Source organism: Legionella brunensis, from assembly GCF_001467025.1.
In the GTDB taxonomy this organism is placed as follows: Bacteria; Pseudomonadota; Gammaproteobacteria; order Legionellales; family Legionellaceae; genus Tatlockia; species Tatlockia brunensis.
Map to the genome: position 1 here is coordinate 292,983 of NZ_LNXV01000004.1, position 25,171 is coordinate 318,153.

Below are 25,171 nucleotides of genomic sequence, written 5' to 3' on the forward strand. Positions count from 1 at the left end.
ACGTTACACCGATGAAATTATTGCAGTAGAGCTTGAATAGAGGTCCATCAGAAGACAAGTTCTAAGGATTAGATATGACAACAACTGTGAGTAACAAAGCCTGTGATTTGATTCTATTTGGAACTTTAGGTGATTTAGCTTCTCGCAAATTATTACCAGCACTCTATCAATTAGAAAAAGCCAACTTACTGCACCCGGATACTCGTATCACGGGTGTCGCACGTGAAGATTTAGTACTGCAGGACTATGTTGAGATCGTACAAGCAAGGTTACAGAATTTTCTTATACATTCACTAGATAGCGAAATCTGGCAGCGCTTACAACAAAGGTTGCAATATGTGAGAGTCGAGTTGACACAGGTAGCTGATTACGAAAAGCTTGCTGCAGTTACTAACCCCTCATTGCGTATTCCCATAAGTTATTTTGCTACTCCTCCTTCCTTGTTCGGTCAGATTAGTCAGGGTTTATCGATGATAGGACTTGCAGGGCAGTCTGCACGAGTGGTTTTAGAGAAGCCGATTGGGCATGACTTAGCATCCTCAATAGTGATTAATGATCAAGTTTCTCGTTACTTTAATGAAAGCCAAATTTACCGTATTGATCATTACCTGGGTAAGGAGACGGTTCTTAATTTATTAGTTTTGCGTTTTGCCAATGCAATTTTTGCATCCAATTGGGATAATACGGCTATTGACCATGTGCAAATTACAGTTGCTGAAGAAGTTGGCGTTGAAGGTCGCTGGGGCTATTATGATGACGCAGGGCAGACACGGGATATGGTACAAAACCATCTGCTGCAAATTTTATCTTTGATAGCAATGGAGCCTCCAAGAAATTTGGACGCTGATAGTATTCGTGATGAAAAACTTAAGGTTTTAAAGGCTTTAAGGCCAATTGATCTATCTAATGTGCAAGAAAATACAGTACGAGGACAATATAGTCATGGCTTTGTCAATGGTAAGGCAGTACCTGGCTATTTGGAAGAGGCTGATGCTAGGCAAAATAGTAAAACTGAAACCTTTGTTGCGTTGAAGGTCGATATTGATAATTGGCGCTGGGCTGGCGTGCCATTTTATCTGCGCACTGGAAAGCGCATGCTGAAAAAGCATAGTGAAGTTGCAATTTGTTTTAAACCTCAACCGCATAATATTTTTCAGAAAAGCTACAAACATTTAACACCTAACAAATTAATTATTCGCTTACAGCCTGATGAAGGTGTAGAAATTCAAATCATGAATAAGATTCCTGGCTTAGGTGAGACTATGCAATTGCAGCAATCAAAATTGGATTTAAGTTTTGATGAAACTTTTAAATCTCAGCGTATTGCTGATGCCTATGAACGGTTATTGCTGGAGGTTATGTTAGGAAATCAGTACTTATTCGTGCGTCGTGACGAAGTGGAACAAGCTTGGAAATGGGTTGATGGGATTCTGGATGCATGGCGTAACTTCAATGAGATACCATCGCCTTACCAGGCGGGAAGCTGGGGGCCTGTTGCTGCTACTTCGCTCTTGGCTCGAGGTGGACGCAACTGGGACGAATAAGATGCAAATTCATCAATTTAACGATGTACACCAACTAAATCAACACTTTGCGCAACAAATTGCAACACTCTTGACGGATGCTATTCGGCAGAGAGGAAAGGCTTTTTTAGCAGTATCAGGTGGGAAAACACCTTTGGGATTATTTAAGAGACTGGCACAAACAAACCTGGATTGGCGAAATGTCACTATTACTTTAACTGATGAGCGATGGCTTAATCCTTTGGATAAGGACAGCAATGAATATTTGGTTAAAGAAAACTTATTACAAGATAAAGCTGCAAAAGCTACTTTTATTAGCTTGTATAGTACGGCTGATGACCATTGTTGCGATGAAATTGAAACTCGCCTTGCAGTTTTACCCACATTCGACGTGGTTATCTTGGGAATGGGAGAGGACGGTCATACCGCGTCTTTATTCCCTTGTAGTACAGAAATTTATTCGGGACTAGCTGATACGTCCTCTGCCGTATTAATGGTAAACCCAACAAGCGCCCCTTACCGCAGAATCTCATTAAGTAAAACCCGCCTTCTCAATAGCCGAATAATTTTTCTGCATTTAGTGGGAAAGAACAAAATGGCTGCTCTTAACAAAGCGCTTGCGGGAAGTAATTTATTTGAAATGCCCATTAGGGCTTTTTTGCATCATCCGACTACCGATATCCAAATTATGTTTGCACCTGAAGAGGTTACTAATGCATCCAGTTATCAAGAAAATTACTGAGCGCATAATAGCGCGCAGCGAAAAAGCTAGAGCAAACTATTTAGAACAAACCGAAAAAGCTCAGTTGAAAGGGCCTCATCGTGGCGCTTTACAATGCGGTAATTTGGCACATGCCTTTGCGGCTTGTCCTGCACGAGAGAAAACAGAACTTCGTGCGCTGACAAAAGCTAATATTGCAATTGTTTCTGCCTATAATGACATGTTGTCTGCACATCAACCCTATGAAAATTACCCTGCAATACTTAAACAAGCTATCAACGAGGTTGGTTGTGTAGCTCAATTTGCAGGAGGAGTTCCTGCAATGTGTGATGGTGTGACACAAGGTCAACCTGGTATGGAACTTAGCCTCATGAGTCGCGATATTATCGCGATGTCTGCTGCTATAGCTTTATCCCATAATATGTTTGATGGCGGATTAATGCTTGGCATTTGCGACAAAATAGTTCCAGGATTATTAATTGCAGCACTCAGTTTTGGCCACTTGCCTTTTATATTTGTCCCCGCAGGTCCGATGCCCTCGGGGATCCCTAATAAAGAAAAGGCTCGTGTGCGCCAGTTATACGCTGAGGGGAAGGTTGGCAAAGATGCTCTACTTGAGGTGGAGGCGGCCTCTTATCATGCCCCGGGAACTTGCACTTTTTATGGTACCGCCAATTCCAATCAATTAGTTGTTGAAGCAATGGGATTACATTTGCCAGGTGCTTCTTTTGTTAACCCAGGAACCCAGTTGCGGGAAGAGTTAACAAAGGCTGCTGCTCGTCAAGTTACTGAGTTAACTCATCTAAGTACTAATTACTTACCTATTGCCAAATTGGTTGATGAGAAAGTCATTGTCAATGGCATGATAGCGCTACTGACAACTGGAGGCTCAACAAATCATACAATGCATCTGGTAGCAATCGCTCGTGCTGCAGGGGTGATCATTAATTGGGATGATTTTGCTGAATTATCGAAAGTGACTCCTTTAATAGCCCGAATCTACCCCAATGGTAGTGCTGATATTAATCAGTTTCAGCAAGCCGGGGGAATGTCTTATTTAATAGGTAGTTTATTGGATGCAGAATTGCTGCATGAAGATGTTAATACCATTATGGGTTTTGGCTTACGACACTACACGCAACAACCTATTATTGAGGAAAACCAATTAATATGGGTGGATGGGGTTAAAGAGTCATCCGATTTGAGCGTATTAAGATCACCTGTAACCCCTTTCAAAGAGCAGGGGGGATTGCAAGTTTTATCCGGTAATATTGGCAGAGGCGTGATTAAAACGTCTTCGCTGCAACCTAGCGCTGAAATTATCCAGGCTCCTGCTGTTGTATTTTCTGATCAACATGATTTGGATAAAGCTTTCAAAGCAGGAGAGTTAAACAAGGATTGTGTAGTCGTTGTCCGCTTTCAAGGCCCTAAAGCTTGTGGTATGCCAGAATTACACAAACTTACGCCAGCGCTAGGAGTGCTACAAGATCGAGGTTTTCGGGTTGCACTTATTACCGATGGTCGCATGTCTGGAGCATCAGGAAAAGTACCTGCGGCCATCCATGTTACACCTGAAGCAATTGACGGGGGCGTAATTGCCAAAATTCAAACAGGTGACATGATACTTATTAATAGCCAAGAAGGTATCCTAGAGGTCTTAGTATCTGAAGAAGAGTTAGCGCAACGCAAAATCATTAAACCAGAACATAATCAATCACTTTATGGTATGGGTAGGGAAATGTTTAGTAATTTACGGTTTCAATTAACAGGTGCAGAGGAAGGGGCCTCTTGTTTATTTGCAAGTGAGATTGAGGATGATTAATCCGCAGGATTGGTCAACTAATGACACTAAGGGGAGCCATGCTATTGTTGCAGATGTTGGTGGTACAAATGCGCGGTTTTGTCGTGTTGATCTGAGGAATTGGTTTGTCGACAGAATAGAGGTATATCCTTGTGCTCATTTTCCCAGTTTAGTTGCTGCATTAACCTTTTATCAGAAAGAACAAGGATTCTCAGAAATAAAACACATCGCTATTGCAATAGCCTGTCCTGTAACCAGTGACCTCGTACGCATGACTAATTTTCACTGGCAATTTTCAATTGCTGATATGAAATATCAACTTGGTGTAAGCCAGTTGCAGGTCATGAATGATTTTACAGCTGCAGCAATGAGTTTGCCTTTATTGTCGGCTAATGACAAAGTACAAATTGGTCAAGGAATCGCTGATTTGAGCAAATCAATGGTGGTTCTTGGAGCTGGCACAGGACTTGGAGTTGCACACTTAATTCCTGCTGATGATGAGTTTATTGCTTTAGCTGGGGAGGGTGGACATGCAACATGGGCAGCTCAAACCGAGCAAGAGTGGTTTATTCAACGCTATTTGTCTGAACAGTTTGGTCATGTGTCTTGTGAGCGGCTGCTTTCTGGGCCTGGTCTAGAGAATCTTTATTTAGCCTTGGCAGCCTATCAACAGAAACAAGTTTCAGCACTTTCGGCGGAGGAGATTACTGCATTGGCTTTGTCTCGCCAATGTGAGCTTGCATCAGCAACAGTCGAACAGTTTTTTGCAAGTTTAGGAAGTTATGCTGGTGATTTGGCTTTAAGTTTGGGCGCTTTAGGTGGAGTGTTCATTGCGGGTGGGATAGTACCTAAATTATTGCCATTGTTAGAGCTCAGCGAATTTAGAACACGTTTTGAAGCTAAAGGACGATCGAGCGCTTTTAATCGTCAAATACCCACCTATGTCATTGTGGCTGAGCAACCTGGTTTATTAGGAGCAGCTGCCTATTTAAAACAAGTTATGGTAAGGGAGTCCTATGTCATTTAGTAACTGGCAAGTAAGTCCTGGAAAGCTATTTTCGCTGTGCCCCGTTGTGCCCGTCCTTGTCATTCAAGAGCTTGCTGATGTAATTCCCTTGGCAAAGGCTTTAATGGCTGGTGGCATCAATATCCTGGAGGTAACTCTAAGAACTCCGATAGCGCTTGATGTAATTCGTTTGTTAAAGGACACCGTACCAGAGGCTATTGTTGGTGCTGGTACGGTAACTACCGTTAATCAATTGCAACAAGTCATTGAGGCAGGTGCTCAGTTTACGATTAGTCCTGGATTAACTCGAGATCTGCTCTATGCAGGCCGAGAGTTGAATGTACCGTTTATTCCAGGAGCAAGCAGTATTTCTGAATTGATGGAGGGGGTTGGTTTAGGCTATACCCATTTTAAATTTTTCCCAGCAGAGGTTGCAGGTGGTTTAGCGATGTTAAAAGCCATCCATGCTCCCTTTCCTGATTTACGATTTTGTGCGACAGGTGGGATTAATGAAAAAAACTTTCTGGACTATTTGAGTTTGCCCAATGTAGAGTGTGTAGGTGGTAGTTGGATTGTCCCTTCTGAAAAAATCAGGGAAAAGCAATGGGATCAAATTACTGAACTAGCTTCAGCCGCAGTAAAAGCTACTGGCTAGTCTTTCAGACCCTGTAAGGGATTTTAACATTTTTTAAGGATTAAAAAAATGGCATGGTTAGTAGCAATCATTGGTTCAATAACAGGATTTTTATTTGGTTACGATGAAGGTATCATCGCCGGTTCTTTAGATTTAGTACGAAATCATTTTAGCTTAAACCATACCGATGTAGGTGTAATGACCTCAGCATTACCATTCGGTGCATTAATTGGCTCCATGCTTATTGGGGCTGTGTTGGCGTCACGTTTTGTTAAGAGTTTTGGTCGACGTTCAATTTTATTCTTAGCGGGCCTTCTATTTCTTATGGGAGCCTTAGGAACTGCTTTAGCTGCAGAAGAGTGGATACTCATTTTTGCACGCTTTACTCTTGGAATTGCTATTGGAACAGCGGCTGTCACCACTCCTCTTTATCTTGCCGAAACTGCCCCTATGCAGTTGCGAGGAGCTATGGTTGCCATTTATCAGTTGGCAATTACTGTCGGAATTGTTTGTGCTTATTCAGTAAATTATTTACTCATTGAACATCATGCTTGGAGGTCAATGTTTGCATCGAGTGCTATTCCTGCATTGATTTTAGTCTTCGGAGTCTTCTTTTTGCCAGAATCTCCCCGTTGGTTAGTGAGTATTGGTAGAGAAGACAAAGCGGCAAAAGCATTAAGACGTTTACGAAAAAACCAATTAATTAAGCAGGAGTTAATTGAAATTCAAACTACATTGGCGAATGAACCTAAAGAGCACAATTGGCGTGCCATGTTTAAGAAACCACTATTACCCGTATTGTTGTTAGGGATGACGTTATTCTGCTTACAACAGTTGAGTGGGATTAATGTGATTATTTATTTTGCTCCAGAAATTTTTAAGAACTTGGGGTTTACGAATACAATTGGACAGATCTTAGCAACGATGGGTGTTGGTGTGGTTAATTTACTAGTTACCATTGTTGCAATATTCTGTGTGGATAGAGTGGGGCGACGTAAACTTTTACTCATTGGCTTCACGGGGGCATGCATAAGCTTAGCCTCACTAAGTATGTTTTCTTTTTATCAAGCCTCATTACTCGCTTATCTTTCAGTGCTTTGTCTAACTGTTTATATTTTTTCATTTGCAATAAGTATAGGTCCTATACCTCATATTGCGATGTCAGAAATTTTCCCTCTGCATGTTCGTGGAATGGGTATGGGATTGTCTTCAATTAGCAATTGGGGGTTCAATACGCTTACAGTATTTAGCTTCCCTATACTACACAACCAATTCGGTATTGAATTTACTTTTGCAATTTATGCTTTAATTTGTCTTCTAGGCTTGATTTACACTTATTACTATATGCCGGAAACCAAGAATCTTAGTCTTGAAGTGATTGAAGATTATTTAATGAAAGGGAATTCCTTACAGTATTTGGGTCGAGATGAAGTGATTTCTAACACGAAGGATACTGTAAAAGCTACTTTGGTGTATGAATAAGTCGATATAAAGTAAATCAGCATCCTTGCTCACCTTGATATGGCTTAATATTTAGTATTTGACACAAAGTATTCATAACTTTTGTGTCAAATGCTTATTAACGAGTGATTAATTTTTCTCGTAATTCGATTGCTCTAAGAACTGCAACGTAGCTCCAAGTTAAGGAAACTGCACCTTGCTGTATACCAGTATTAAGATTAATTTGTTCACTCATGTTTAAGTTGGGAGCATAGATTTTAATGAGCTTTAAATAATTATCTCCCTCTGATATATAGGCTTGCATTGTAGCTTGATGTTCTGTATCCGAAGGCAGTGTGTCTGCTAGAGTATAATAATACTCAGCCATGGTTGCAGTTAAGATAAACCAGGGATTGCCTAAACTGTCATTACGATATCCATCGTAGGTATCTCCTGGATAGCGTCCAAATAGTAGGGCTTCATGGTGGTTGTCATTGATAGGATAAAGTAATTTAAACTGCTCTTTTAAAGCAATAGCAGTATTCTTGACGTAAGTATTATCAGGTGCAAAAGGCGTATCGCTAGTATTTCCTAGTAAAATGGCTAACATCACTGCTGAATCTAATTCATCAGTTTTTTGTGGACCTGGATGAGGTGCCAAGCTTGCTTGAATAATTGCCTTATTGCTATTAACATGTTGTTGCAAACGTTCTTCAATTAAGCGGGCTTGAACCTCGTAAAAAGCAGCTGTTGACGGCTCATTAAGTTTGCGTGCGAGAATAGCGCCTTCTAATAAGGCTTTTCTTTGAACCATTGCTGTAAAAAAATGATCGCCATAAACCTCTTCCCAGAGATCATAATTTTTATCTTGCCAATGATGAGCAACGTATTCCAAGTCTATTTTAATAGCCCCCATTGTTAGGGGATCTAGCCCCCCCTTATAAAGATGGGAACGAACATAATGTTCTTCTTTGTTGTTTAAGAGGATATGGGCAAAGCGAATTAAAGTTAGTGCTCGAAGGGCAGGACCATCATTTTGGGGGCGTCCCCAAGAGCCATCATAAGCCCTGCCATCCAAATAAAATTTAGGCTCGCCTATAATATCTTGTCCAGGAATGGTATCAATCTGATGTTGAGCTTGTTCTACCCAATGGACATAATTAAATAGGCGCGCTTTATCTTCTGGTTGTTTCTCCTTCTCATACCAAGTCTCAATTAAATCCATTGCAATAGCTGCATCACGAACCCAATCATAATAATAGTCAGGATAATATCTGGAAGGAGAAGCAATAACTGCTCCTGTATTGGTAATATTGGCAATAAAATTTTGTTTGAGTGTTTTAACTTCAGTAGGCGAAAAAACTGATGCCATCGCTGAGGTGATAAAAAAATAAAGCAAAGCAAAAATCCGTTTCATTGATACCCCTTAAAGCATTTAATTTCTTGTGCAAAAAGCCCATACATCTTACCGGAAAGGAATAGATCAAGCTATAACACATTGATAAAGTTGGAAATAGCAGATAACTTTGTATTGATAATAAAATGCTAAAATTTATTCGGCTTATCCTTTCAAGATGATAAGGAATTTCAGTGTATCCTGAGAATAAAGAAATGAGAATTATTCAGGTTGTGCCTTACAATCCACAATGGTCATTATTGTTTGAGCAAGAAGCAGCACAGATTAGAAATGCTTTAGGTGCAAATTGTTTTGAGATTCATCATATCGGTTCAACTGCCGTTCCAGGATTAGCGGCGAAACCGGTCATTGATATGGTACCTGTTGTTAAGGACATTAGGAAAGTTGATGATGCAAATGATGCTATGCAGGCACTAGGTTATGAAGTCAAAGGAGAGTTTGGCATCCTATTTCGTCGCTATTTCCAAAAAGGTGGTGACTTAAGAACTCATAATATCCATGTGTTTGAGATTAACAATCCTGAAATTGAAAGGCATTTGAGGTTTCGGGATTGGATGAGATCCCATAAGGAAGATAGAGATACTTATGCGAATTTAAAACGAGAGCTCGCCAAAAAGCATCCTGACGATATTCTTGCCTATTGTTTAGGAAAAGATGCTTTTATAACTGATATTGATACTCAAACTGGGTTTTCAGGTGTTCGAATTGTCAAAGCCTTGACTACACGTGAATGGGATACTGCACGTTCTTTTCGCCAGATTTATTTTGCTAAGGAATTTTCTATTTCTGATCCTTATATTTGGACCTTTGAGCACGAAGAGCACGCGCATTTGGTTCTATATCAGGGCACTCAAATTATCGGTTATACACACCTTCAATTGAGCTCAAAACAAAGAGCCATCATAAGACTTCTCTTTATCAATGAAGCGTTCAGAGAGTCGGGATTTGGAACAAAGATGTTGACTCTTTGCGAGCAGTGGTTACAGTATCAAAATGTTACTATATTGGAAGTGGACTCCACAAAAAAAAGCGAAGTATTTTTTGGGAAAAAAGGCTTTATTAAAGTATCTGATGATAGACAAGATGACTTTTATGACAAATTGATTTCCCCCTCCGTGCTGTTCTTAATGAGGCAATTGTAAGCTAAGTTGTCATGGGTAGACTTTATTGTCCTATTATATAGCTTGCTATATAATAGCTTATGATGTTAAAATTGATTGTTTAATTTATTACATGGATACCATTATGGAGCATCCAGATTTACATCATGCAACTCCCTTACTGTATTCACAACATCTTAAAAACGCTTGGGGAAAAGATGTATATTTTAAACTCGAAGCATTACAGCCAACTGGGTCGTTTAAAATCAGAGGGATTGGGAAGTTGTGCCAATGCTATAAAGAGCAAGGTTTTATAAAATTTGTTGCCTCTTCAGGAGGAAATGCCGGAGTTGCTGTTGCTTATGCGGGTATGAAGTTAGGAATCCCTACTACAGTTTTTATCCCCTGCACGAGTAATCCAATTTATATCAATGAAATTAAGTCCTACGGTGCTCAAGTTATTATTTCAGGCAATGTTTGGGATGAGGCTCACCAGGCAGCGCTATCTTTTGCGCGAGAAAAAAATGCTGCCTATATTCCACCATTTGATGATCCTGTCATTTGGGAGGGGCATGCTACGATGATCGATGAAATCAAGGAGATTGGTTTAAAACCTGATGTAATTATTGCTGCAGTAGGAGGCGGTGGTCTTGCTTGTGGGATTCTGCAAGGCATGCATCAAAATGGCTGGGTAGATATTCCATTAATTGCAGTAGAGACTGTAGGTGCCGATGCTTTTTATCAATCTATACAGGCTAAAAAACGTATTATTCTTGAAAAAATTACTTCAAAAGCTACAAGTTTAGGTGCAAAACAAATCGCAGCAAGGTTGTTTCAATGGGCTTCAGAGCATGCGATAAGAAATATCGTTGTTAAGGATGAGGAGGCTGAATCAGGTTGTAGGGCTTTTGCAAAAGACAAGCGAATTTTAGTTGAGTTATCAGCAGGAGCAGCACTGTCATTAGTGTATGCAAAACATAGTGCACTTCAAGAATATCAATCAATCTTAGTGATTGTTTGTGGAGGAATAAATACCCATTTTTTTAATGAAATAACTTGAATGTTTATTGATAGTTAACTAGGTGCACTTTATTTGTTTTTGAAAATTGCATGTGTTAAAAATGTCGTAGCAGTTTAAAGTCACTTCATTTCAAGAGATTTTCATGGACGAAAATTACAGTAAGCAATTGGCTATTCATGTCTGGATAGTTTGTGCCTTAGGTTTGTTTATTGATGGGTATGACTTATACATTGCCTCGGTTGCTGAACCTTTTATTAATGCTTTGTACCATCCTTCCTCTCTAATGATAGGACTAACTCAGGCCGCAGCCCCACTAGGCGCAGTATTTGGAGCCATTATCGTTGGACGACTGGCTGATATGGTTGGCAGAAAAAGCATGCTCATGGTGAATCTTGTCTTTTTTGTCTTCGTAGCCTTATTTTCAGCGTGTGCCTGGAATATCACGTCACTGTGTATTTTGCGGTTTTTACTAGGGTTTGGTGTTGGAGCTGATTATCCTATTTGTGCTGCCTATCTTGCAGAAATGATACCCGAAAATAAAAGCAATAAATTTATTGCTACGGCGATGTTTCTCAATTGCCTTGCTTCTCCAGTAGGGGTAGTTGTTGCCTGGTTTTTGTTTAAAATATATCCTCATATGGATGTCTGGCGATGGATGTTTGCCTCTGGTGCACTGCCTGCAGTAATCGGCTTATTATTTAGAGCAAAATTACCTGAAAGCTTTTTATGGAAAGCTCATCAGAAGCTAAAAAACTCAACTACAAAGTCTACAATTATTAGTTATTACGGGAAGCTCTTCTCTCCGAATATGATGAAAGCCACTTTTTATCTATGCTTTTGCTGGTTCTTTCTTGATATTTCTTATTACGGAATAGGCCTATTTACCCCTTATGTTTTACAAGCATTTGGCATTACGAGTGATGCTAATTTTATTACAGCACAAGCAGAAGTATTAAAAAGCACTTTATTTGTTAATTTCTTTGTTTCCCTTGGGGCGTTTGCAGTGATCTTTTTTGTCAATAGAGTTCCCCTTATCAAACTACAAAAAATTGGTTTTCTATTTTCATTTTTAGGTTTATTAATACTTAGTGTTAGTTATCTGTCACCTAATACCAGTATGGTATTTTTAGGTTTTATTCTATTTAATTTTTTCATTAATTTTGGCCCTGGGATAACAACGTATTTATTGCCAGCTCAGCTTTATAATCCAGAAGTTAAAGCGACAGGGCATGGTGTGGCTGCAGGAGCCGGCAAATTTGGTGCTTTTCTGGGGACTGTATTGCTACCTATTTTCCAGGCAAAATTAGATATTTACTTAACGGTAAGCATTCTTGCGGGTACCTTATTACTTGGTTGGGCGTTAACGCAACTTTTGGAGAAAGAAAAGGTCAGGCTATCTAAAACAACAGATGATATATTGGCAGAGTCATTACTATTACGTAGTACTTAAAAGCGAGGGAGTTATGTACTATCAATTGAATGAAAAACAACAGGCGTTTTGGAAAAAACATGGCTTTATTGTTTTGACGGATTTTTTCCCGTCAGCGTTTAAAAATCAATTGAGAACTTGGTGTGATGAGTTAACAGCATTGCCAGAAACACCAGGTAAATGGATGAAATATTTCGAAAAAAATGCACAAGGTCAACGCCAACTTTGCCGCGTAGAAAATTTCATTGATTACCATAAATCTTTGCATGATGTTGCGAATGGTGAACGGACACTGGGACTAGTCTCTGAACTAATGAATGAACCTGCTGCCATTTTTAAAGAGAAGATCAATTATAAATTTCCTGGTGGAGGTGGTTTTAAGCCTCATCAAGATGCACCTGCCTTTGTCAGTTTTAACCAAAAATTTCATATTACGATGATGGTGGCAATTGATGACTGCACTTTGGAGAACGGCTGTTTGCAGGTTGTTGAGGGTGGGGCTAACAAACCGATTATTCTCCCTCAAGAAGCAGATGGCTCGATTCAAAAAAATATTGCTGCGACTTTGGCTTGGTCACCCATTGAATGCAGTAGTGGTGATGTGATTTTATTTGACTCGTATCTGCCGCATTATTCAGAACCGAATCGCAGTAATAATCCACGTCGGGCGATGTTTATTACGTTTAATAAGTTCTCAGAAGGTGGGGAAAAACGAGAAGCTTACTATAAAGATAAACGCGAAAAATTCCCTCCCGATTGTGAGCGTGATCCAAATAAAGATTACGCTGCTGGTGCTGCAATTTATAATGTTGCTAATCCAATTACTGAAACTATGCAGTGAACTATGGAGAATCTAGAGAATAAAATTAATAGGGCGTTCTCCTGTCTTAAATCAGTTAAAGATACTGACTACATAGGCGAGTCTGTCTCACAATTAGAGCATGCTTTACAAGCTGCTTATTTTGCGGAGCAAGCAGGACATAGTCGGGAGGTTATTCTAGCCTCTTTATTTCATGATATGGGGCATTTTGCTTCTGATACCCAACAATTTACTATGGCGAATTTGGGGGTGGTTAACCATGAGTGGATAGGAGCAAAATTGGCTTATGATTTGGGCTTTTCTGCTAAGGTGGCCTTGTTAGTAGGATATCATGTCGAGGCTAAGCGTTATCTTGCCGCCAAAAAAAGCAATTACTTCGATAGATTGTCCGAAGCAAGTAAAGGGACTTTAGCGTTTCAAGGGGGCGTCATGTCTTTTGAAGAAATGCATCACTTTGAAACTCATCCTTACTTTAAAGAAATTCTTCAGGTAAGGGTTAACGACGAAAAAGCAAAGGAAATAGATTTAAAGGTTCCCGAACTCAATTATTACCGTCCTCATTTGTGTGAACATTTCAAGGAGAACAGGGCGTCATTACATCACGACTTGATGTTAACCAATTACATTGATGTAAGATGGGTGGAAAGACTTAAGATTGCTCTTGAGAAGGGGGCTGAGCGAGCTTAATCAAGTGAGCCAAGCAAAAAGAACAATGTTGCTACACAACCTAATAAACTACGGATTGCATGAAGCTTTCCCCATTGTTTAATTAAATTTCGGGTTTGTTCATTAGCAGCCATCTCGTCAGTAGCCATAATTTTTTGATTAGTTGGTAGAATGCTGAGCAAAGTATAAGTGAAATAACTAAAGAAAGTTCGCCGATTACCATGTAATATCCTTTTGCGCGGTATTTATTTTAAAATCAGGCTAGCGTTTAAGCCAGTCTGATTTTATTAATAGCAGTCATGAAGTTTTTAGGCAATAGATCGTACAATTCCGCCATCAACACGTAATGCAGCACCGTTTGTGGCTGAAGATAAAGGGCTACATAAGTAAACTACCATAGCAGCAACTTCGCTGGGGGTGGCAAATCGTTTGAGTAATGATGAAGGGCGCATAGATGTAAAGACTTCTTTTTCAATTTCCTCAAACTTTTTGTTTTGTTCTTGCGCGATACTTTTAACAAAATCATTAATACCGTCGCTGCTTGTTGGTCCAGGAAGAACACAATTAACAGTAACATTTGTTCCCACTGTTGTTTCTGCAATGCCGCGAGCAACAGAAAGTTGGGCTGTTTTCGTCATTCCATAGTGAATCATTTCTGCGGGGATTTGTAATCCTGATTCACTGGAAATAAAAATAATTCTTCCCCAATTTCTTTGAAGCATTTCAGGAAGGTAATGTTGGCTTAAGCGGATGCCGCTCATGACATTCACTTCAAAGAATCGAAACCAGTCATCATCTGAAATTTCTTGAAATGGTTTTGTTTCGTAAATGCCAAAATTATTAACAAGAATATCAATAGTCGGGACGTAACGGGTAATCGCTTCAATACCTTTTTTATTGCTTAGATCTGCGGGAGCAGAAATAAGCTTAGCTGCGGCATGTGTCGCTTTTATTTTTTTTATTGACTCAGCTACTCTTGCTTCACTTCGACCGTTAATAGCAACAGTAACACCTTCTTGAGCAAGCAATTGCGCGATGGCGAAACCAATCCCTGCTGTTGAGCCTGTAACCAGTGCTGTTTTATTATTTAACTGGTAATCCATAATCATTCCTTAATTAAGAGAAGTTGCATTCCATGTTGCATTTTATGAAATTACGTTTTTCATCATACTGAAAAAGAATTATAGTTCATACAGTCGATATAGAACAAAATCGTAAACTTCGATGTATGTCAAAATTACCCCATGAGCTCGAATTGCTTTATTAGCTCAAGAGAAACAGGTTTATTGCGCTTGCTGTCTACACAAACAATGGTGTTGACTGCTGTACATATTAGTTTTTCATTATTTGTGCAAACAATAGTCTGATCAAACAATAGCTTAATTTTCCCTTCACGCCTGGCTGTTGAAATAACTCTAAAAGTTTGAAAAGCACGAAGTGAGTGTAAAAAACGAATATCCGCATGTGCTAAAACAAGATTAAATCCATCATGACTCAGCTTAACCCAGTCGATGCCATACTCACGTAAAAGTAATGTTCTTGCATGGTCAAAATAACTTAGATAATGTGCATTATTGACAATACCTTGAGCATCAATCTCATGGGCGCGAACTTCACTATTCCACGTAAAACAAATCATTTAATAGCCACAAGAAAAAAATAAGTCATAGGTAACATAGGGAACAATAAAATTCAACACTCGAATTTAGGAAGGTACTCTGTTTTTGAAACTCATAGAATTCTACTTGAGTTATTACAAGTGAGAGGGGTTATGAAAAATCAAAGCAATAATGAGTCGATTAAATTTAAATTGCAAAAACTAGCGTCCATTTAAATTATCCCATGGATAATAAGTCATCACTCTTCAGACAAGAGGCAATCGATAGCCGCCTAAATAGAAGTTTAGGTAGTGTTTCTATTAATATACCTTTAAGTTATCGAATTATCAGCGTCGTTTTAGTGGTTTTTATTTTGATAATTATAATTTTTTTATTTTTTGCAAAAACCTCAGAAAAAATAGTTGTTCGTGGTTATTTAGATACGGAGCACGGTATTACTTCTGTGTACTCTGATTCCAGAGGGATTATTACTCAGTCAATGATCGAGGAAGGGGAGCGTATAACTAAAAACAGTACCCTCTTTGTTATTGCGCGAGCAGGCCAGGAAAAAACTAGAGAGTTTCTCGAAAATCTTAATCAGAGAAGGAAAAATCTTAAGAATGAATACCAAATAAAAAAGAAATATTGCCAATCTTTATCCAAGTTATATAAGAAACATTATGTTTCACTGACATTGTTACAAAATACAAAGGCCGAACTACTAGAAATTAGAAATAGAATAAAATCAGTCGACTTAGAACTCATCCAATTCAAACAAAATCAATACCAGCTAATCAAGTCACCTATTAATGGTGTTGTCACTAATATTCTTTACAAAGAGGGGCAATCAATTGATCCATCAAAAGCATTGCTGCAAATACTACCTGATAATGCCAAATTAATCGCTAGATTATACATACCTGCTCAAAATATTGGTTTCTTAAAAAAAGGAGACTCCGTTGCTATAAAATACGATGCTTATCCTTCCCAAAGATTTGGGATTTATAAAGCTCTAGTGAAAGAAATTAATTTAACTGTATTGACGGATGACAAAGAAGACAAACCAATTAATGTTGGGCAACCCTATTATAAAATTAAAGCGGAGCTTGATAAATATTATGTGAATGTGTATGGGGAAAAGACTAATCTGAGTCATGGAATGACCCTGACAGCCGTATTTTCCGGTGACAAAAGAAAGATGTGGCAATGGATTTTAGACCCTATCTTCAGTTATTACGGGAAAGTTTCATGATGGAGTTAAGTTTAAAATTGTCTAGATCCGAAAAAAATAAACTTCCGGTAATTAGACAAGATCAAATTTCCGAATGCGGTCATGCTTGTGTGGTAATGATAAGTAATTTTTACGGTCATGATATCGATTTATTTTCTTTAAGAGAGTTAGATACCCCATCCTTAAATGGCGGTACAATGCTTGATTTGGTTAAGCTCTTAGAACGATTAAAGCTTAAATCCAGGGCACTAAGGGTAGATATTGAAGAGCTCGGGAAGGTTAGATGTCCCGCTATTTTACACTGGGATATGAATCATTTTGTGGTCTTAAAATACGTGGGTCATAATTATGTTGTGATTCACGATCCTGCAACAGGGCGAAGAAAAATTCTTATGAGTGAATTATCAAGTTCATTTACTGGGATTGCCCTAGAGGTTGAAAAAAATGACGAATTTAAAAATATTCATTTATGTAATAGATTAAAACTCGTTAACCTTTTTAAAAATGTAAAGGGTATCAAAAGTAGTTTGCTCACATTGTTATTACTATCGTTAGCTATCGAAGTATTTATATTACTCAATCCACTTTTTCTGCAATATGTCACTGACAATATTGCCACTACTACTAATCTTAATAATCTTTATGTAATAGCTACAGGAGTAATAATATTAACAGTTTTTCATGCTTTCACAGAGTATGTAAGAAGTAACTTTGTAATCTATTTAACTAACAGCCTATCAGAATATTTTTCTTCTGGTGTTATGAGTCACCTGTTAAAACTACCTCTTGAATATTTTGAGAGAAGGCATAAAGGGGATATCTTATCAAGATTTCACTCTGTCAATGAGATTCAAAGTAAAATTACTACCGATTCAATTAATACCGTTTTAGATGGTCTTGTCATTGTATTAGCATTAATAATTATGTCTGTTTACAGTTGGTTCCTAACACTTATTGTTACCAGCGCATTTACCATTTATCTTCTTCTAAGAGCAATATCTTACAATCATTTGAAGAATCAAACGGAGATCTCTATAGGTGAACATGCGAATGTTAATTCAAAATTTTTGGAGATTATCCAAAGCATTATGCCAGTTAAGATCTTTGCGAAAGAAGAGACAATGTACCGAAGCTGGAAAAATTATTTTATTAAGGCAGTCAATGCAGATATTAAAATTTCACAGGCTAATATTGTCTATAATGTCTCTAATATTTTGCTATTTAATTTCGAGCATGTTTTAGTAATATGTATTGGTGCAACCTTGGTTATTACCAATCAGTTTTCAGTAGGTATGTTGGTTGCTTTTCTTGCTTATAGACAGACATTAGTTAATAAAGCCACTTCGTTTATCCATAAGATATTTGAGTATAAACTCATTACAATTCAAATTAACAGGATTGCAGACATTCTGACTCAACCTCTCCCCCCTGAAGACCCAAATATTGTAAAAGAACATATTCAGGGTGATATAAAAGTCGAAAATGTAACCTATAAATATCCGGGTAATTCTAAACCTATTTTTGATAAAATAAGCGTTCATATTCGCCAAGCCGAAAAAGTAGTTATTACAGGTTCTTCAGGTATCGGAAAAACAACCTTACTTAAGATTATGCTGGGATTGATACCCCCAACTGAAGGTAAAATTTTAGTTGACGATGTTTCCCTGGATGCTTTAGGCCAGAGAAGATACCGTGAAATTTGTTCTAGTGTTATGCAGGATGACTCCTTAATTAGTGGTTCGATTTTAGATAATATAACGTTCATGGACGCCAAGATCGATATTGAGAGAGTTTATGAGGCTGCTAAAATAGCGCAAATTCATAATGATATTCTGAGTATGACAATGGGCTATGAAACATTAGTTGGTGATATGGGAAGCTCATTATCGGGTGGGCAAAAGCAAAGAATATTAATTGCCAGGGCATTGTATAAAAAGCCAAAGATATTATTTCTAGATGAAGCAACGAGTCATTTGGACATTGCAAAAGAAATTAAAATTAATGCAGCGTTAAAAGAGTTACAAATAACACAAATAGTAATCGCTCATCGACAAGAAACAATTAATATGGCAGATAGGATTATCGATCTGTCTAATCAAGCATATCCTTGATGTTTTAACACTAAAAATTCCTTTTATCTTCTCTAATAAAGATTTATAACAATATAAGCTAATAAAGCAGATTAAGTTATTGTTATTAAATATTTTTATTTAAACATCATAGTTCAAATATCATGAAAATAAAAGGAATTCAATACCATAATTAAGCAAGTTTATATCGCTATAAAATTGATGATAATTAATCATCTTTAGTGATAGATAACAATCTAATAGGAGTTAGATAATAGCAAGTACAACTAAAGATTAATTAAAAAAATAATTAAAAATATGGAGAATGTAATGGAAGATAAAGAGCGAGTTTTTGCTTATCAATTAGCTAAAACTATCGATAATGAGGAATTAGATAAGGTCTCTGGAGGTAGTGCACTGATGACTAGTAGACAGACAGTGCGTGCAACGGCTGGCAGTGGACAAGGTGCTGATGTTGCATACGATGTTGCGTTTGATTGGTAATTGTTGACTTCAAATTTAGGGCTCAGATTATGAGCCCTAATGAAAGAATAATTAATTCTATTATCATATAAAGAGAAAAAATGAAGTTTTTAATCCCTACAGAACCGGATGATACGCACGCCATACTTGTTAAAATCGCACTTGAAAATTTAGGGCATCAAGTACGGCTTCTGTTTACAGCAGACCAACCAACCAAACAAAAAAATTCAGTATCTATTAGCAGTGAGGGTTATGAGTGGAGCAGTTCTGACAAGTATAGCTCGATTTCAGACAACGATTATGATGTCGTATGGTGGCGTCGTGCAAGAAAACCTTATATCCCCAAAGAAATAATTCATAAAAAGGATCACAAATTTGTTGTTAGAGAAAATGTATTATTCTATGAATCATTAACCTATAGTTTTGCACCAGAGGCATGGTGGATCAATACAAAAGAGTCGGCTCATAGAGCTAATTCTAAATTGCTTCAGTTAAAAATAGCTCGTGAATCGGGTATGGATATTCCTGTTACACTTTGTTCCAACGATCCTCAAGATATACGACATTTTTTGTTAAAACACGACAAAGAAGGGGTTATCTATAAACCCCTTTGTTCCAATTTTTGGTTTGAAGGAAAAAAAATTAAAATTTCTTATACGTCAAAAATCAATTTTCCCGATCTTCCAAGCAACAAATCCTTACAACTCGTCCCTGGAATTTTCCAAAAAGAAATCAAGAAAAAATATGAATTGAGAGTTACATGCTTTGGCGACTTTCTCGTGGCCGCAAAATTAAATTCTCAAAGTTATGAAGAGGGACAGATTGATTGGCGAGCAATATCAGAAGGAAAAATGACAATTGAACCTTACACACTACCTTCAATGATTGAGTATAAAATACGAGATTTTATGTCCAAAATAGGAATCGTATTTGGTTCATTTGATTTTATTGTGACCCCTAACAATGACTATGTTTTTCTTGAAGTTAACGAGCAAGGTCAGTTTTTATGGATTGAGGAATATAACTCTGAGTTTAAAATGCTAGATATTTTTATTAATTTCCTACTCAATAAATCTAAAAAATTTATGTGGGAGCCTAAGAAATTGATGCATACCATAGAAATTTACAGAAATGAGATGACGGAAATATTTTCAAAAAATACAAGATATCATGTGAATTTAAATAATGAGAAAACACATAATGAGTAAGGAGTAATTGTGATAAAAACAGTGTTAGTAGTATTAGGTTTAATCTCATCTGCTAATTTATTTTCTAAAAACGTTGTTGATTTGTACGGAACGAATGCCAAAAAGTCTGAAGAAATAATAAAAAAATACTCAAATGAAGTGGGGTATATTGAAAATTTATTACAAGAGAACTTTAGGAAAATAAGTGACAATTTAGAAAAAGAAATCCCTGAAAAAATTTTAATGAAAAAATATTTGTTAGAGGAGAAAATAAAAAGAGAGGGTAATTTTTTATTTGTGAATTTTTCTACTATTCTATACCCCGGTGATAATAATCAATATACGACTATTGAAGTTATTGATAAAAACCAACCAGATAGATTGCAATTTGTTAATCAACGAGTTGTAACTGCAAGCCAGCCCAAAGATGACTTAATTAATAAGATGGTAAACTTCATAAATTTAGATTTACAACTCATGCCTAATAATCAAAAAAGGAGCGACTCATGCCCTGTCTATCATTGCCTCAGCGGCTTTAATCATCCTAAATTAAAACCTTACTTGAAAGTTTTTAATACTGGTGCTGTAAAAGAAAAGCAATTGATAGCAGATACACTAAATAAAGATCCCGATCCTGAAAGAAGAGCTGCTGCTGCTTTTTTAATAGGGCACTTTCATGATCCAAAGGAAATTCTTTCTCTCTTATTGCCACACGTCAATGATCAAGATATCGGTGTTAGGAATAATGTAATTCGCGTCATCGCTGCGACGATGAGTAAGTCAAAAATTACCCAGATCGATTTGATGCCTTTTTTGAGTTTGATAGATTCACCAGCAACAACAGATAGGAATAAGGCTCTTCATGTATTACTAAACGCAGCAGATTCTGAGTCTTCAAAAAAAGTTATTACTCAAAAGGGTGGGGGGACATTAATAGCCTTGCTACAACTGAAACAGCCTAATAATCATCAAATAGCTTACCTAATCTTTAAAAAAATAAGCGGAAAAGATTTTGGGGAAAATAATATAGCGGCTTGGAAAAGTTGGTTAGCTTCAGTGCAATCTCGAAAGGGTTAAGCACAAGATTTCAAGGATGAGAAATTATAATAATAAGCTTAATAATGAAGGGATTCATATTGTTAAGTTTAATAACAACTAGGAAAGATAAATGGAAAATATAAAAGAGCGAGTCCTAGCCTATGGCTTATCAACGGAAATTAGTGAGTCTGATTTGCATGATGTTACTGGAGGGGCCGGAAAATTAACGCACTACGTTACTCACTATTATACTGCTAAAAAAGCTGGGGGAGATAGAGAGCGTGATGATGATTGGGATTAAATAATTTTTTCGTGACCCTGATATAAATCAGGGTCACATCAAGACAATCTCTTACATGGAAACGAGTAATCTATGAATATTCTGATAGCAACAGAGCCCGATGATGTACATGCTCAGCTTGTAAAATTAGCTCTCGAAGATAAAGGACACACTTGCATATTATGGTTTATGGCTGATATACCTACAAAACAGATTAATAGCATTTATTGTTCAAATGAACACTATCAATGGGTGTCTGAAAATAATATTGATACCCCAATAGAAATAGACGATGGTTCTTTTGATGTGGTGTGGTGGAGAAGACCCAGACGTCCCTTTGTTCCTGAAACTTTACACCAAAATGATATTGATTTTATTAAAAAAGAAAACTCTATATTCTACGACTCAATCCCCTTGGCAATTAATAGATCATGGTGGATTAACCCCTATGAATCTATCAAATACGCAAATTCAAAGCCATATCAATTAAAATTGGCAGCTCGTTCAGGTTTTAATATTCCTTCGACATTAGTATCAAATTCTCCCGAAAGAATTAAAGAGTTTATATTAAAGCATGATGAAAAAAATGTTATCTACAAGGGGTTTTCTTCGCATCATTGGTTAGAGAACGATAGGTTAAGACTCTCGTATACTAAAACTGTGACCTTAGATCAATTACCTACAGATTATATCCTTCAAATGACTCCCGGCATCTTTCAGGAAAAACTACAAAAGAAATATGAATTAAGAGTGACCTGTTTTGGCGGATACATCGTTGCCGTAAAAATTGATTCGCAGCAACATCCGAAGGGAATGGGAGATTGGCGAGTTATTCCCCCAAATGAATTAAAAATTGAACCTTATCAGCTATCCCCAAGGATTGAAAATATGATTCGAGTGTTCATGAAAAGATTAGGGGTGGTATTTGGATGCTTTGATTTTATAGTCACTCCTGAAGATGCAATTTATTTTCTTGAGATTAACCAACAAGGGCAGTTTTTGTGGATTGAAGATTTATATCCAGATTTAAAGATGCTAGATATTTTTGTTAATTTTATTTTGCAAAAATCGGCTACTTTTAGCTGGGATAATCATCACGCGGCAATTAGTCTAAAAGACTATGAACTTCTAGCGTTTAATGCGGTTAGAAAAAATATGGAGAAGCATGTTTATCTCAATGCAATTAAAAAATTAAACGCTTCATAATTAAGTTTTAGAACAACAGGTGATTATTCCTGTTAAAAACTTTAGTGAGTAATTTTTTATCGATACTCTTGATACTCAACTGAATTTTCACCTAGACTGTAGTTTCAGAATATGGGAGTTGCTATGAGCTACGGAAAGCTTCAACTGCTTCTACTGGGGCTATTACTGGACATCCTCGGCCAGAGAGTGGCTTTTTCAGAGGTTCTTTTTAATTGTGATGGTTCTCAAGCTTACCCCTGTCTTGTTCAAGAATCTCTAAATTCAGTCAATCCCGTCATGAATCTTCGCGATATCCGCTTAATAAGAAACTACTATTCGGGTGATATTAGCGGTATAGACTCCCTGAATTTATCTGCCAGTGCGATGCCAAACGCAGTAGGTTGGGGGGAAGTTAAAAATTATATTGAGCAGCAAGCACCAGCTATGCCGCAAAAAATCATTGTTGTTGATTTGCGCCAAGAAAGTCACGGTTATTTAAATGGAATGGCAATTAATTTAACCACCGCACATAACTGGATTAATATCAATAAAACTAATGAAGAAATTAAATTAGCTGAGAAAAATTGGCTATTTTTTTTGAAAAGTCAAATGATGGTTTCGGGCGTACTTACTCCCCAGCAGTTCGAAACTCACGATTATTTACAAGGCAGAAGTATTGAAATACACACTATCCAAGATGAGGAAGAAGCTGTTAAGGAAAAAGGCTTGGATTATGTGCGTTTTTATGTAAGCGACCATCGTGCTCCAGTTGATAATGAGGTTGATCGATTTGTTGAGTTTTATAAGCACCTTGAGGCGAATACGTGGCTGCATATTCATTGTCGTGGGGGTAAAGGGCGCTCAACTAGTTTTCTTGCCTTGGTCGATATGTTAAACAATGCGGATAAAGTGAGTTTTGAGGAAATTTTAGCGCGACAAGCAGCAATTCCACCTTTCTATAATCTGGGATTAATTGTTAGAAGTGATCCAGAGCTAACTCCTTTTTACATTGAGCGGTTACAGTTTTTACGACAATTTTACTATTATTCTCAAGCTTCCATACATGGATATAAGGGGACCTGGTCTGAATGGAAAAACTCCAGAGAGGTTGCATTAGGCCACGATATATTCCAATGGGGGTATGACAAATCTTTTTATCTTAAGTGACTTTCAATAAGAGTTCTGTTATTAAGCCATTTTATTAGTTAATTTTCACATGGAAATGCAAATTGGTGATAAGTCAAAATAAAACACTTCGTTCGTATTTTTTCCCTACTCTTTTATTATCTTCGATTATCTTAGGGGGGCTGGCAGGCTATTTCTTCCAGGAAGAGGCAAAAATTTTAAAACCATTTGGTGATATTTTCCTTAATTTGATTTTTACAGTGATAGTCCCACTTATTTTTTTCAGCATTACTTCCGCTATAGCCAAATCAGGTTCTCTAGGCAAGTTAGGGCGAATTATGTTTTATATGGCAGCTGTGTTTCTTCTTACTGGTCTAATAGCAGCATTGTATGCTCTTTTTATCGTAAAAATTTTCCCTCCTGCACAGGGAGTTTATATAGAATTGCCTAAGTTTCAAGAATCATCAACACTCAATTTTGCACAGCAATTAGTGGGAATCTTTACTGTTCCTGATTTTACCAAATTAATCTCACACGAGCATATGACGGCTCTAATTGTCTTTTCCATTTTAGTAGGGCTTGCTGTTGCGTTAATCAAAGAAAAAGGAGCGATTTTTGTCGACTTTTTAAAAGCAGGTGAAGAGATTTTTATGCGGGTTTTTTCGCTCATTATGTATTATGCTCCTATTGGATTTTTTGCCTATTTTGCAGTTTTAGTTAGTGACCTTGGTCCTAAAATAATGGAAAACTATATTCGGATTGCTGTAATTTACTATGCCGCAGTTCTTGTTTACTTTTTCTTCGTATTTACAATTTATGCTTATCTCGCTGATAAAGAGAACGGTATAAAGTCATTTTGGAAAAATCTTTTTTTGCCGGCAACCACGGCTCTTGCTACCTGTAGTAGTGCTGCTAGTATTCCAGCGAATCTGAGCGCTGCTAAAAATATGCATGTTTCTTCTGAAATCTATGAAACAGTCATCCCACTGGGCTCAATCATTCATAAGGATGGCTCAATAATTGGTGGAATGTTTAAGATTGCTTTTTTATTTGGGATTTTCCACCTAAATTTTAATGGTGCGGGCGTTTTGCTGACAGCGATTGGTGTTTCATTATTGGTAGGTACGGTTATGGGGGCTATCCCAAGTGGGGGTATGCTTGGAGAATTGCTCATATTGACTGTTTATGGTTTTCCTCCTTCAGTGTTAATTGCAGTTGCTGCCATCAGTGTTATTATTGATCCCATTGCGACTATGCTCAATGTAACTGGAAATACTGTCAGCAGTATGTTGATTGCACGTTGGGTGGATGGCAAAAACTGGTCTTCTCAAGAATAAAATTTTCTAATACCCATTGCTAGAGCTGCAATACGTAGAATATCAGCAATCATCGTTCGT

24 protein-coding genes are annotated in these 25,171 nt (G+C 37.4%); 20 read left to right on the top strand and 4 right to left on the bottom strand.

Annotated features, from left to right (window positions below; genetic code table 11):
- Positions 1-74: 74 nt before the first annotated feature.
- From zwf to Lbru_RS02950, 6 genes are read left to right on the top strand one after another with little or no spacing between them, the layout of a single operon-like run.
- A complete protein-coding gene (gene zwf, locus Lbru_RS02925; protein ID WP_058440681.1) occupies positions 75-1,544 on the top strand; it encodes a glucose-6-phosphate dehydrogenase in 1,470 nt (489 codons plus the stop codon).
- Position 1,545: 1 nt separating this feature from the next.
- On the top strand, positions 1,546-2,265 hold the full coding sequence (gene pgl / locus Lbru_RS02930; RefSeq protein ID WP_058440682.1) for a 6-phosphogluconolactonase: 720 nt from the start codon (positions 1,546-1,548) through the stop codon (positions 2,263-2,265).
- The gene (edd, locus tag Lbru_RS02935) at positions 2,237-4,066 is read left to right on the top strand and encodes a phosphogluconate dehydratase (RefSeq protein ID WP_058440683.1); all 1,830 of its coding nucleotides are present in this window, start codon (positions 2,237-2,239) and stop codon (positions 4,064-4,066) included. The genes pgl and edd overlap by 29 nt, the downstream gene beginning before the upstream one ends.
- Entirely contained in the window at positions 4,059-5,072 is a 1,014-nt protein-coding gene (gene glk, locus Lbru_RS02940) for a glucokinase (RefSeq protein ID WP_058440684.1), read from the top strand. Before edd ends, glk begins: the two co-directional genes overlap by 8 nt.
- Entirely contained in the window at positions 5,062-5,706 is a 645-nt protein-coding gene (locus Lbru_RS02945) for a bifunctional 4-hydroxy-2-oxoglutarate aldolase/2-dehydro-3-deoxy-phosphogluconate aldolase (RefSeq protein WP_058440685.1), read from the top strand. Before glk ends, Lbru_RS02945 begins: the two co-directional genes overlap by 11 nt.
- A gap of 48 nt (positions 5,707-5,754) precedes the next feature.
- A complete protein-coding gene (locus Lbru_RS02950) occupies positions 5,755-7,167 on the top strand; it encodes a sugar porter family MFS transporter (protein WP_058440686.1) in 1,413 nt (470 codons plus the stop codon).
- A 97-nt stretch (positions 7,168-7,264) separates the two neighbouring features.
- On the opposite strand, the gene Lbru_RS02955 is transcribed toward Lbru_RS02950, so the two are convergent.
- Positions 7,265-8,542 carry a glycoside hydrolase family 15 protein gene (locus Lbru_RS02955; RefSeq protein ID WP_058440687.1) on the bottom strand — a complete coding sequence of 426 codons (1,278 nt, stop codon included), beginning with the start codon at positions 8,540-8,542 and terminating at the stop codon, positions 7,265-7,267.
- Between the two features lie 194 nt (positions 8,543-8,736).
- On the opposite strand from Lbru_RS02955, the gene Lbru_RS17055 reads away from it, so the two are divergent.
- The 5 genes from Lbru_RS17055 to Lbru_RS02980 all read left to right on the top strand — a co-directional run bounded on the left by Lbru_RS17055 (position 8,737) and on the right by Lbru_RS02980 (position 13,599).
- The gene (locus tag Lbru_RS17055) at positions 8,737-9,684 is read left to right on the top strand and encodes a GNAT family N-acetyltransferase (RefSeq protein ID WP_065235420.1); all 948 of its coding nucleotides are present in this window, start codon (positions 8,737-8,739) and stop codon (positions 9,682-9,684) included.
- A 103-nt stretch (positions 9,685-9,787) separates the two neighbouring features.
- Complete coding sequence (locus tag Lbru_RS02965; RefSeq protein ID WP_058440688.1) at positions 9,788-10,702, top strand: pyridoxal-phosphate dependent enzyme; 915 nt, start codon at positions 9,788-9,790, stop codon at positions 10,700-10,702.
- Between the two features lie 103 nt (positions 10,703-10,805).
- Complete coding sequence (locus Lbru_RS02970) at positions 10,806-12,113, top strand: MFS transporter (RefSeq protein ID WP_058440689.1); 1,308 nt, start codon at positions 10,806-10,808, stop codon at positions 12,111-12,113.
- A gap of 13 nt (positions 12,114-12,126) precedes the next feature.
- Complete coding sequence (locus tag Lbru_RS02975; protein ID WP_058440690.1) at positions 12,127-12,933, top strand: phytanoyl-CoA dioxygenase family protein; 807 nt, start codon at positions 12,127-12,129, stop codon at positions 12,931-12,933.
- A gap of 3 nt (positions 12,934-12,936) precedes the next feature.
- Positions 12,937-13,599, top strand: coding sequence for an HD domain-containing protein (locus tag Lbru_RS02980; RefSeq protein WP_058440691.1), 663 nt, complete (start codon positions 12,937-12,939; stop codon positions 13,597-13,599).
- On the opposite strand, the gene Lbru_RS17905 is transcribed toward Lbru_RS02980, so the two are convergent.
- The 3 genes from Lbru_RS17905 to Lbru_RS02990 all read right to left on the bottom strand — a co-directional run bounded on the left by Lbru_RS17905 (position 13,596) and on the right by Lbru_RS02990 (position 15,217).
- Positions 13,596-13,823, bottom strand: coding sequence for an anthrone oxygenase family protein (locus Lbru_RS17905; RefSeq protein WP_083500803.1), 228 nt, complete (start codon positions 13,821-13,823; stop codon positions 13,596-13,598). The two genes, Lbru_RS02980 and Lbru_RS17905, sit on opposite strands and share 4 nt — an antisense overlap.
- 63 nt (positions 13,824-13,886) lie before the next feature.
- Entirely contained in the window at positions 13,887-14,681 is a 795-nt protein-coding gene (locus tag Lbru_RS02985; RefSeq protein ID WP_058440692.1) for an SDR family NAD(P)-dependent oxidoreductase, read from the bottom strand.
- A gap of 134 nt (positions 14,682-14,815) precedes the next feature.
- Complete coding sequence (locus Lbru_RS02990; protein ID WP_058440693.1) at positions 14,816-15,217, bottom strand: acyl-CoA thioesterase; 402 nt, start codon at positions 15,215-15,217, stop codon at positions 14,816-14,818.
- Positions 15,218-15,420: 203 nt separating this feature from the next.
- On the opposite strand from Lbru_RS02990, the gene Lbru_RS02995 reads away from it, so the two are divergent.
- From Lbru_RS02995 to Lbru_RS03025, 9 genes are all read left to right on the top strand, one after another.
- Complete coding sequence (locus tag Lbru_RS02995; RefSeq protein ID WP_058440694.1) at positions 15,421-16,428, top strand: HlyD family secretion protein; 1,008 nt, start codon at positions 15,421-15,423, stop codon at positions 16,426-16,428.
- Complete coding sequence (locus Lbru_RS03000; protein ID WP_058440695.1) at positions 16,425-18,518, top strand: peptidase domain-containing ABC transporter; 2,094 nt, start codon at positions 16,425-16,427, stop codon at positions 18,516-18,518. The genes Lbru_RS02995 and Lbru_RS03000 overlap by 4 nt, the downstream gene beginning before the upstream one ends.
- Before the next feature lie 288 nt (positions 18,519-18,806).
- Positions 18,807-18,980 carry a hypothetical protein gene (locus Lbru_RS17060; protein ID WP_157061479.1) on the top strand — a complete coding sequence of 58 codons (174 nt, stop codon included), beginning with the start codon at positions 18,807-18,809 and terminating at the stop codon, positions 18,978-18,980.
- Between the two features lie 80 nt (positions 18,981-19,060).
- The gene (locus Lbru_RS03005; RefSeq protein ID WP_058440696.1) at positions 19,061-20,167 is read left to right on the top strand and encodes an MvdC/MvdD family ATP grasp protein; all 1,107 of its coding nucleotides are present in this window, start codon (positions 19,061-19,063) and stop codon (positions 20,165-20,167) included.
- A 9-nt stretch (positions 20,168-20,176) separates the two neighbouring features.
- A complete protein-coding gene (locus Lbru_RS03010) occupies positions 20,177-21,223 on the top strand; it encodes a HEAT repeat domain-containing protein (RefSeq protein ID WP_058440697.1) in 1,047 nt (348 codons plus the stop codon).
- 91 nt (positions 21,224-21,314) lie between these two features.
- Positions 21,315-21,485 carry a hypothetical protein gene (locus Lbru_RS17065; RefSeq protein ID WP_157061480.1) on the top strand — a complete coding sequence of 57 codons (171 nt, stop codon included), beginning with the start codon at positions 21,315-21,317 and terminating at the stop codon, positions 21,483-21,485.
- Positions 21,486-21,557: 72 nt separating this feature from the next.
- Complete coding sequence (locus tag Lbru_RS03015; RefSeq protein WP_058440698.1) at positions 21,558-22,670, top strand: MvdC/MvdD family ATP grasp protein; 1,113 nt, start codon at positions 21,558-21,560, stop codon at positions 22,668-22,670.
- A gap of 123 nt (positions 22,671-22,793) precedes the next feature.
- Positions 22,794-23,816 carry a phosphatase domain-containing putative toxin gene (locus tag Lbru_RS03020; protein ID WP_065235412.1) on the top strand — a complete coding sequence of 341 codons (1,023 nt, stop codon included), beginning with the start codon at positions 22,794-22,796 and terminating at the stop codon, positions 23,814-23,816.
- A gap of 65 nt (positions 23,817-23,881) precedes the next feature.
- The gene (locus Lbru_RS03025) at positions 23,882-25,111 is read left to right on the top strand and encodes a dicarboxylate/amino acid:cation symporter (protein WP_058440699.1); all 1,230 of its coding nucleotides are present in this window, start codon (positions 23,882-23,884) and stop codon (positions 25,109-25,111) included.
- Positions 25,112-25,171: the final 60 nt, after the last annotated feature.

Bases quoted from the DNA above. Each gene is read 5' to 3' on its own strand.
- zwf (WP_058440681.1), top strand. From the start codon at position 75: ATGACAACAACTGTGAGTAACAAAGCCTGTGATTTGATTCTATTTGGA.
- pgl (WP_058440682.1), top strand. From the start codon at position 1,546: ATGCAAATTCATCAATTTAACGATGTACACCAACTAAATCAACACTTT.
- edd (WP_058440683.1), top strand. From the start codon at position 2,237: ATGCATCCAGTTATCAAGAAAATTACTGAGCGCATAATAGCGCGCAGC.
- glk (WP_058440684.1), top strand. From the start codon at position 4,059: ATGATTAATCCGCAGGATTGGTCAACTAATGACACTAAGGGGAGCCAT.
- Lbru_RS02945 (WP_058440685.1), top strand. From the start codon at position 5,062: ATGTCATTTAGTAACTGGCAAGTAAGTCCTGGAAAGCTATTTTCGCTG.
- Lbru_RS02950 (WP_058440686.1), top strand. From the start codon at position 5,755: ATGGCATGGTTAGTAGCAATCATTGGTTCAATAACAGGATTTTTATTT.
- Lbru_RS02955 (WP_058440687.1), bottom strand. From the start codon at position 8,542: ATGAAACGGATTTTTGCTTTGCTTTATTTTTTTATCACCTCAGCGATG.
- Lbru_RS17055 (WP_065235420.1), top strand. From the start codon at position 8,737: ATGAGAATTATTCAGGTTGTGCCTTACAATCCACAATGGTCATTATTG.
- Lbru_RS02965 (WP_058440688.1), top strand. From the start codon at position 9,788: ATGGAGCATCCAGATTTACATCATGCAACTCCCTTACTGTATTCACAA.
- Lbru_RS02970 (WP_058440689.1), top strand. From the start codon at position 10,806: ATGGACGAAAATTACAGTAAGCAATTGGCTATTCATGTCTGGATAGTT.
- Lbru_RS02975 (WP_058440690.1), top strand. From the start codon at position 12,127: ATGTACTATCAATTGAATGAAAAACAACAGGCGTTTTGGAAAAAACAT.
- Lbru_RS02980 (WP_058440691.1), top strand. From the start codon at position 12,937: ATGGAGAATCTAGAGAATAAAATTAATAGGGCGTTCTCCTGTCTTAAA.
- Lbru_RS02985 (WP_058440692.1), bottom strand. From the start codon at position 14,681: ATGGATTACCAGTTAAATAATAAAACAGCACTGGTTACAGGCTCAACA.
- Lbru_RS02990 (WP_058440693.1), bottom strand. From the start codon at position 15,217: ATGATTTGTTTTACGTGGAATAGTGAAGTTCGCGCCCATGAGATTGAT.
- Lbru_RS02995 (WP_058440694.1), top strand. From the start codon at position 15,421: ATGGATAATAAGTCATCACTCTTCAGACAAGAGGCAATCGATAGCCGC.
- Lbru_RS03000 (WP_058440695.1), top strand. From the start codon at position 16,425: ATGATGGAGTTAAGTTTAAAATTGTCTAGATCCGAAAAAAATAAACTT.
- Lbru_RS17060 (WP_157061479.1), top strand. From the start codon at position 18,807: ATGGAAGATAAAGAGCGAGTTTTTGCTTATCAATTAGCTAAAACTATC.
- Lbru_RS03005 (WP_058440696.1), top strand. From the start codon at position 19,061: ATGAAGTTTTTAATCCCTACAGAACCGGATGATACGCACGCCATACTT.
- Lbru_RS17065 (WP_157061480.1), top strand. From the start codon at position 21,315: ATGGAAAATATAAAAGAGCGAGTCCTAGCCTATGGCTTATCAACGGAA.
- Lbru_RS03015 (WP_058440698.1), top strand. From the start codon at position 21,558: ATGAATATTCTGATAGCAACAGAGCCCGATGATGTACATGCTCAGCTT.
- Lbru_RS03020 (WP_065235412.1), top strand. From the start codon at position 22,794: ATGAGCTACGGAAAGCTTCAACTGCTTCTACTGGGGCTATTACTGGAC.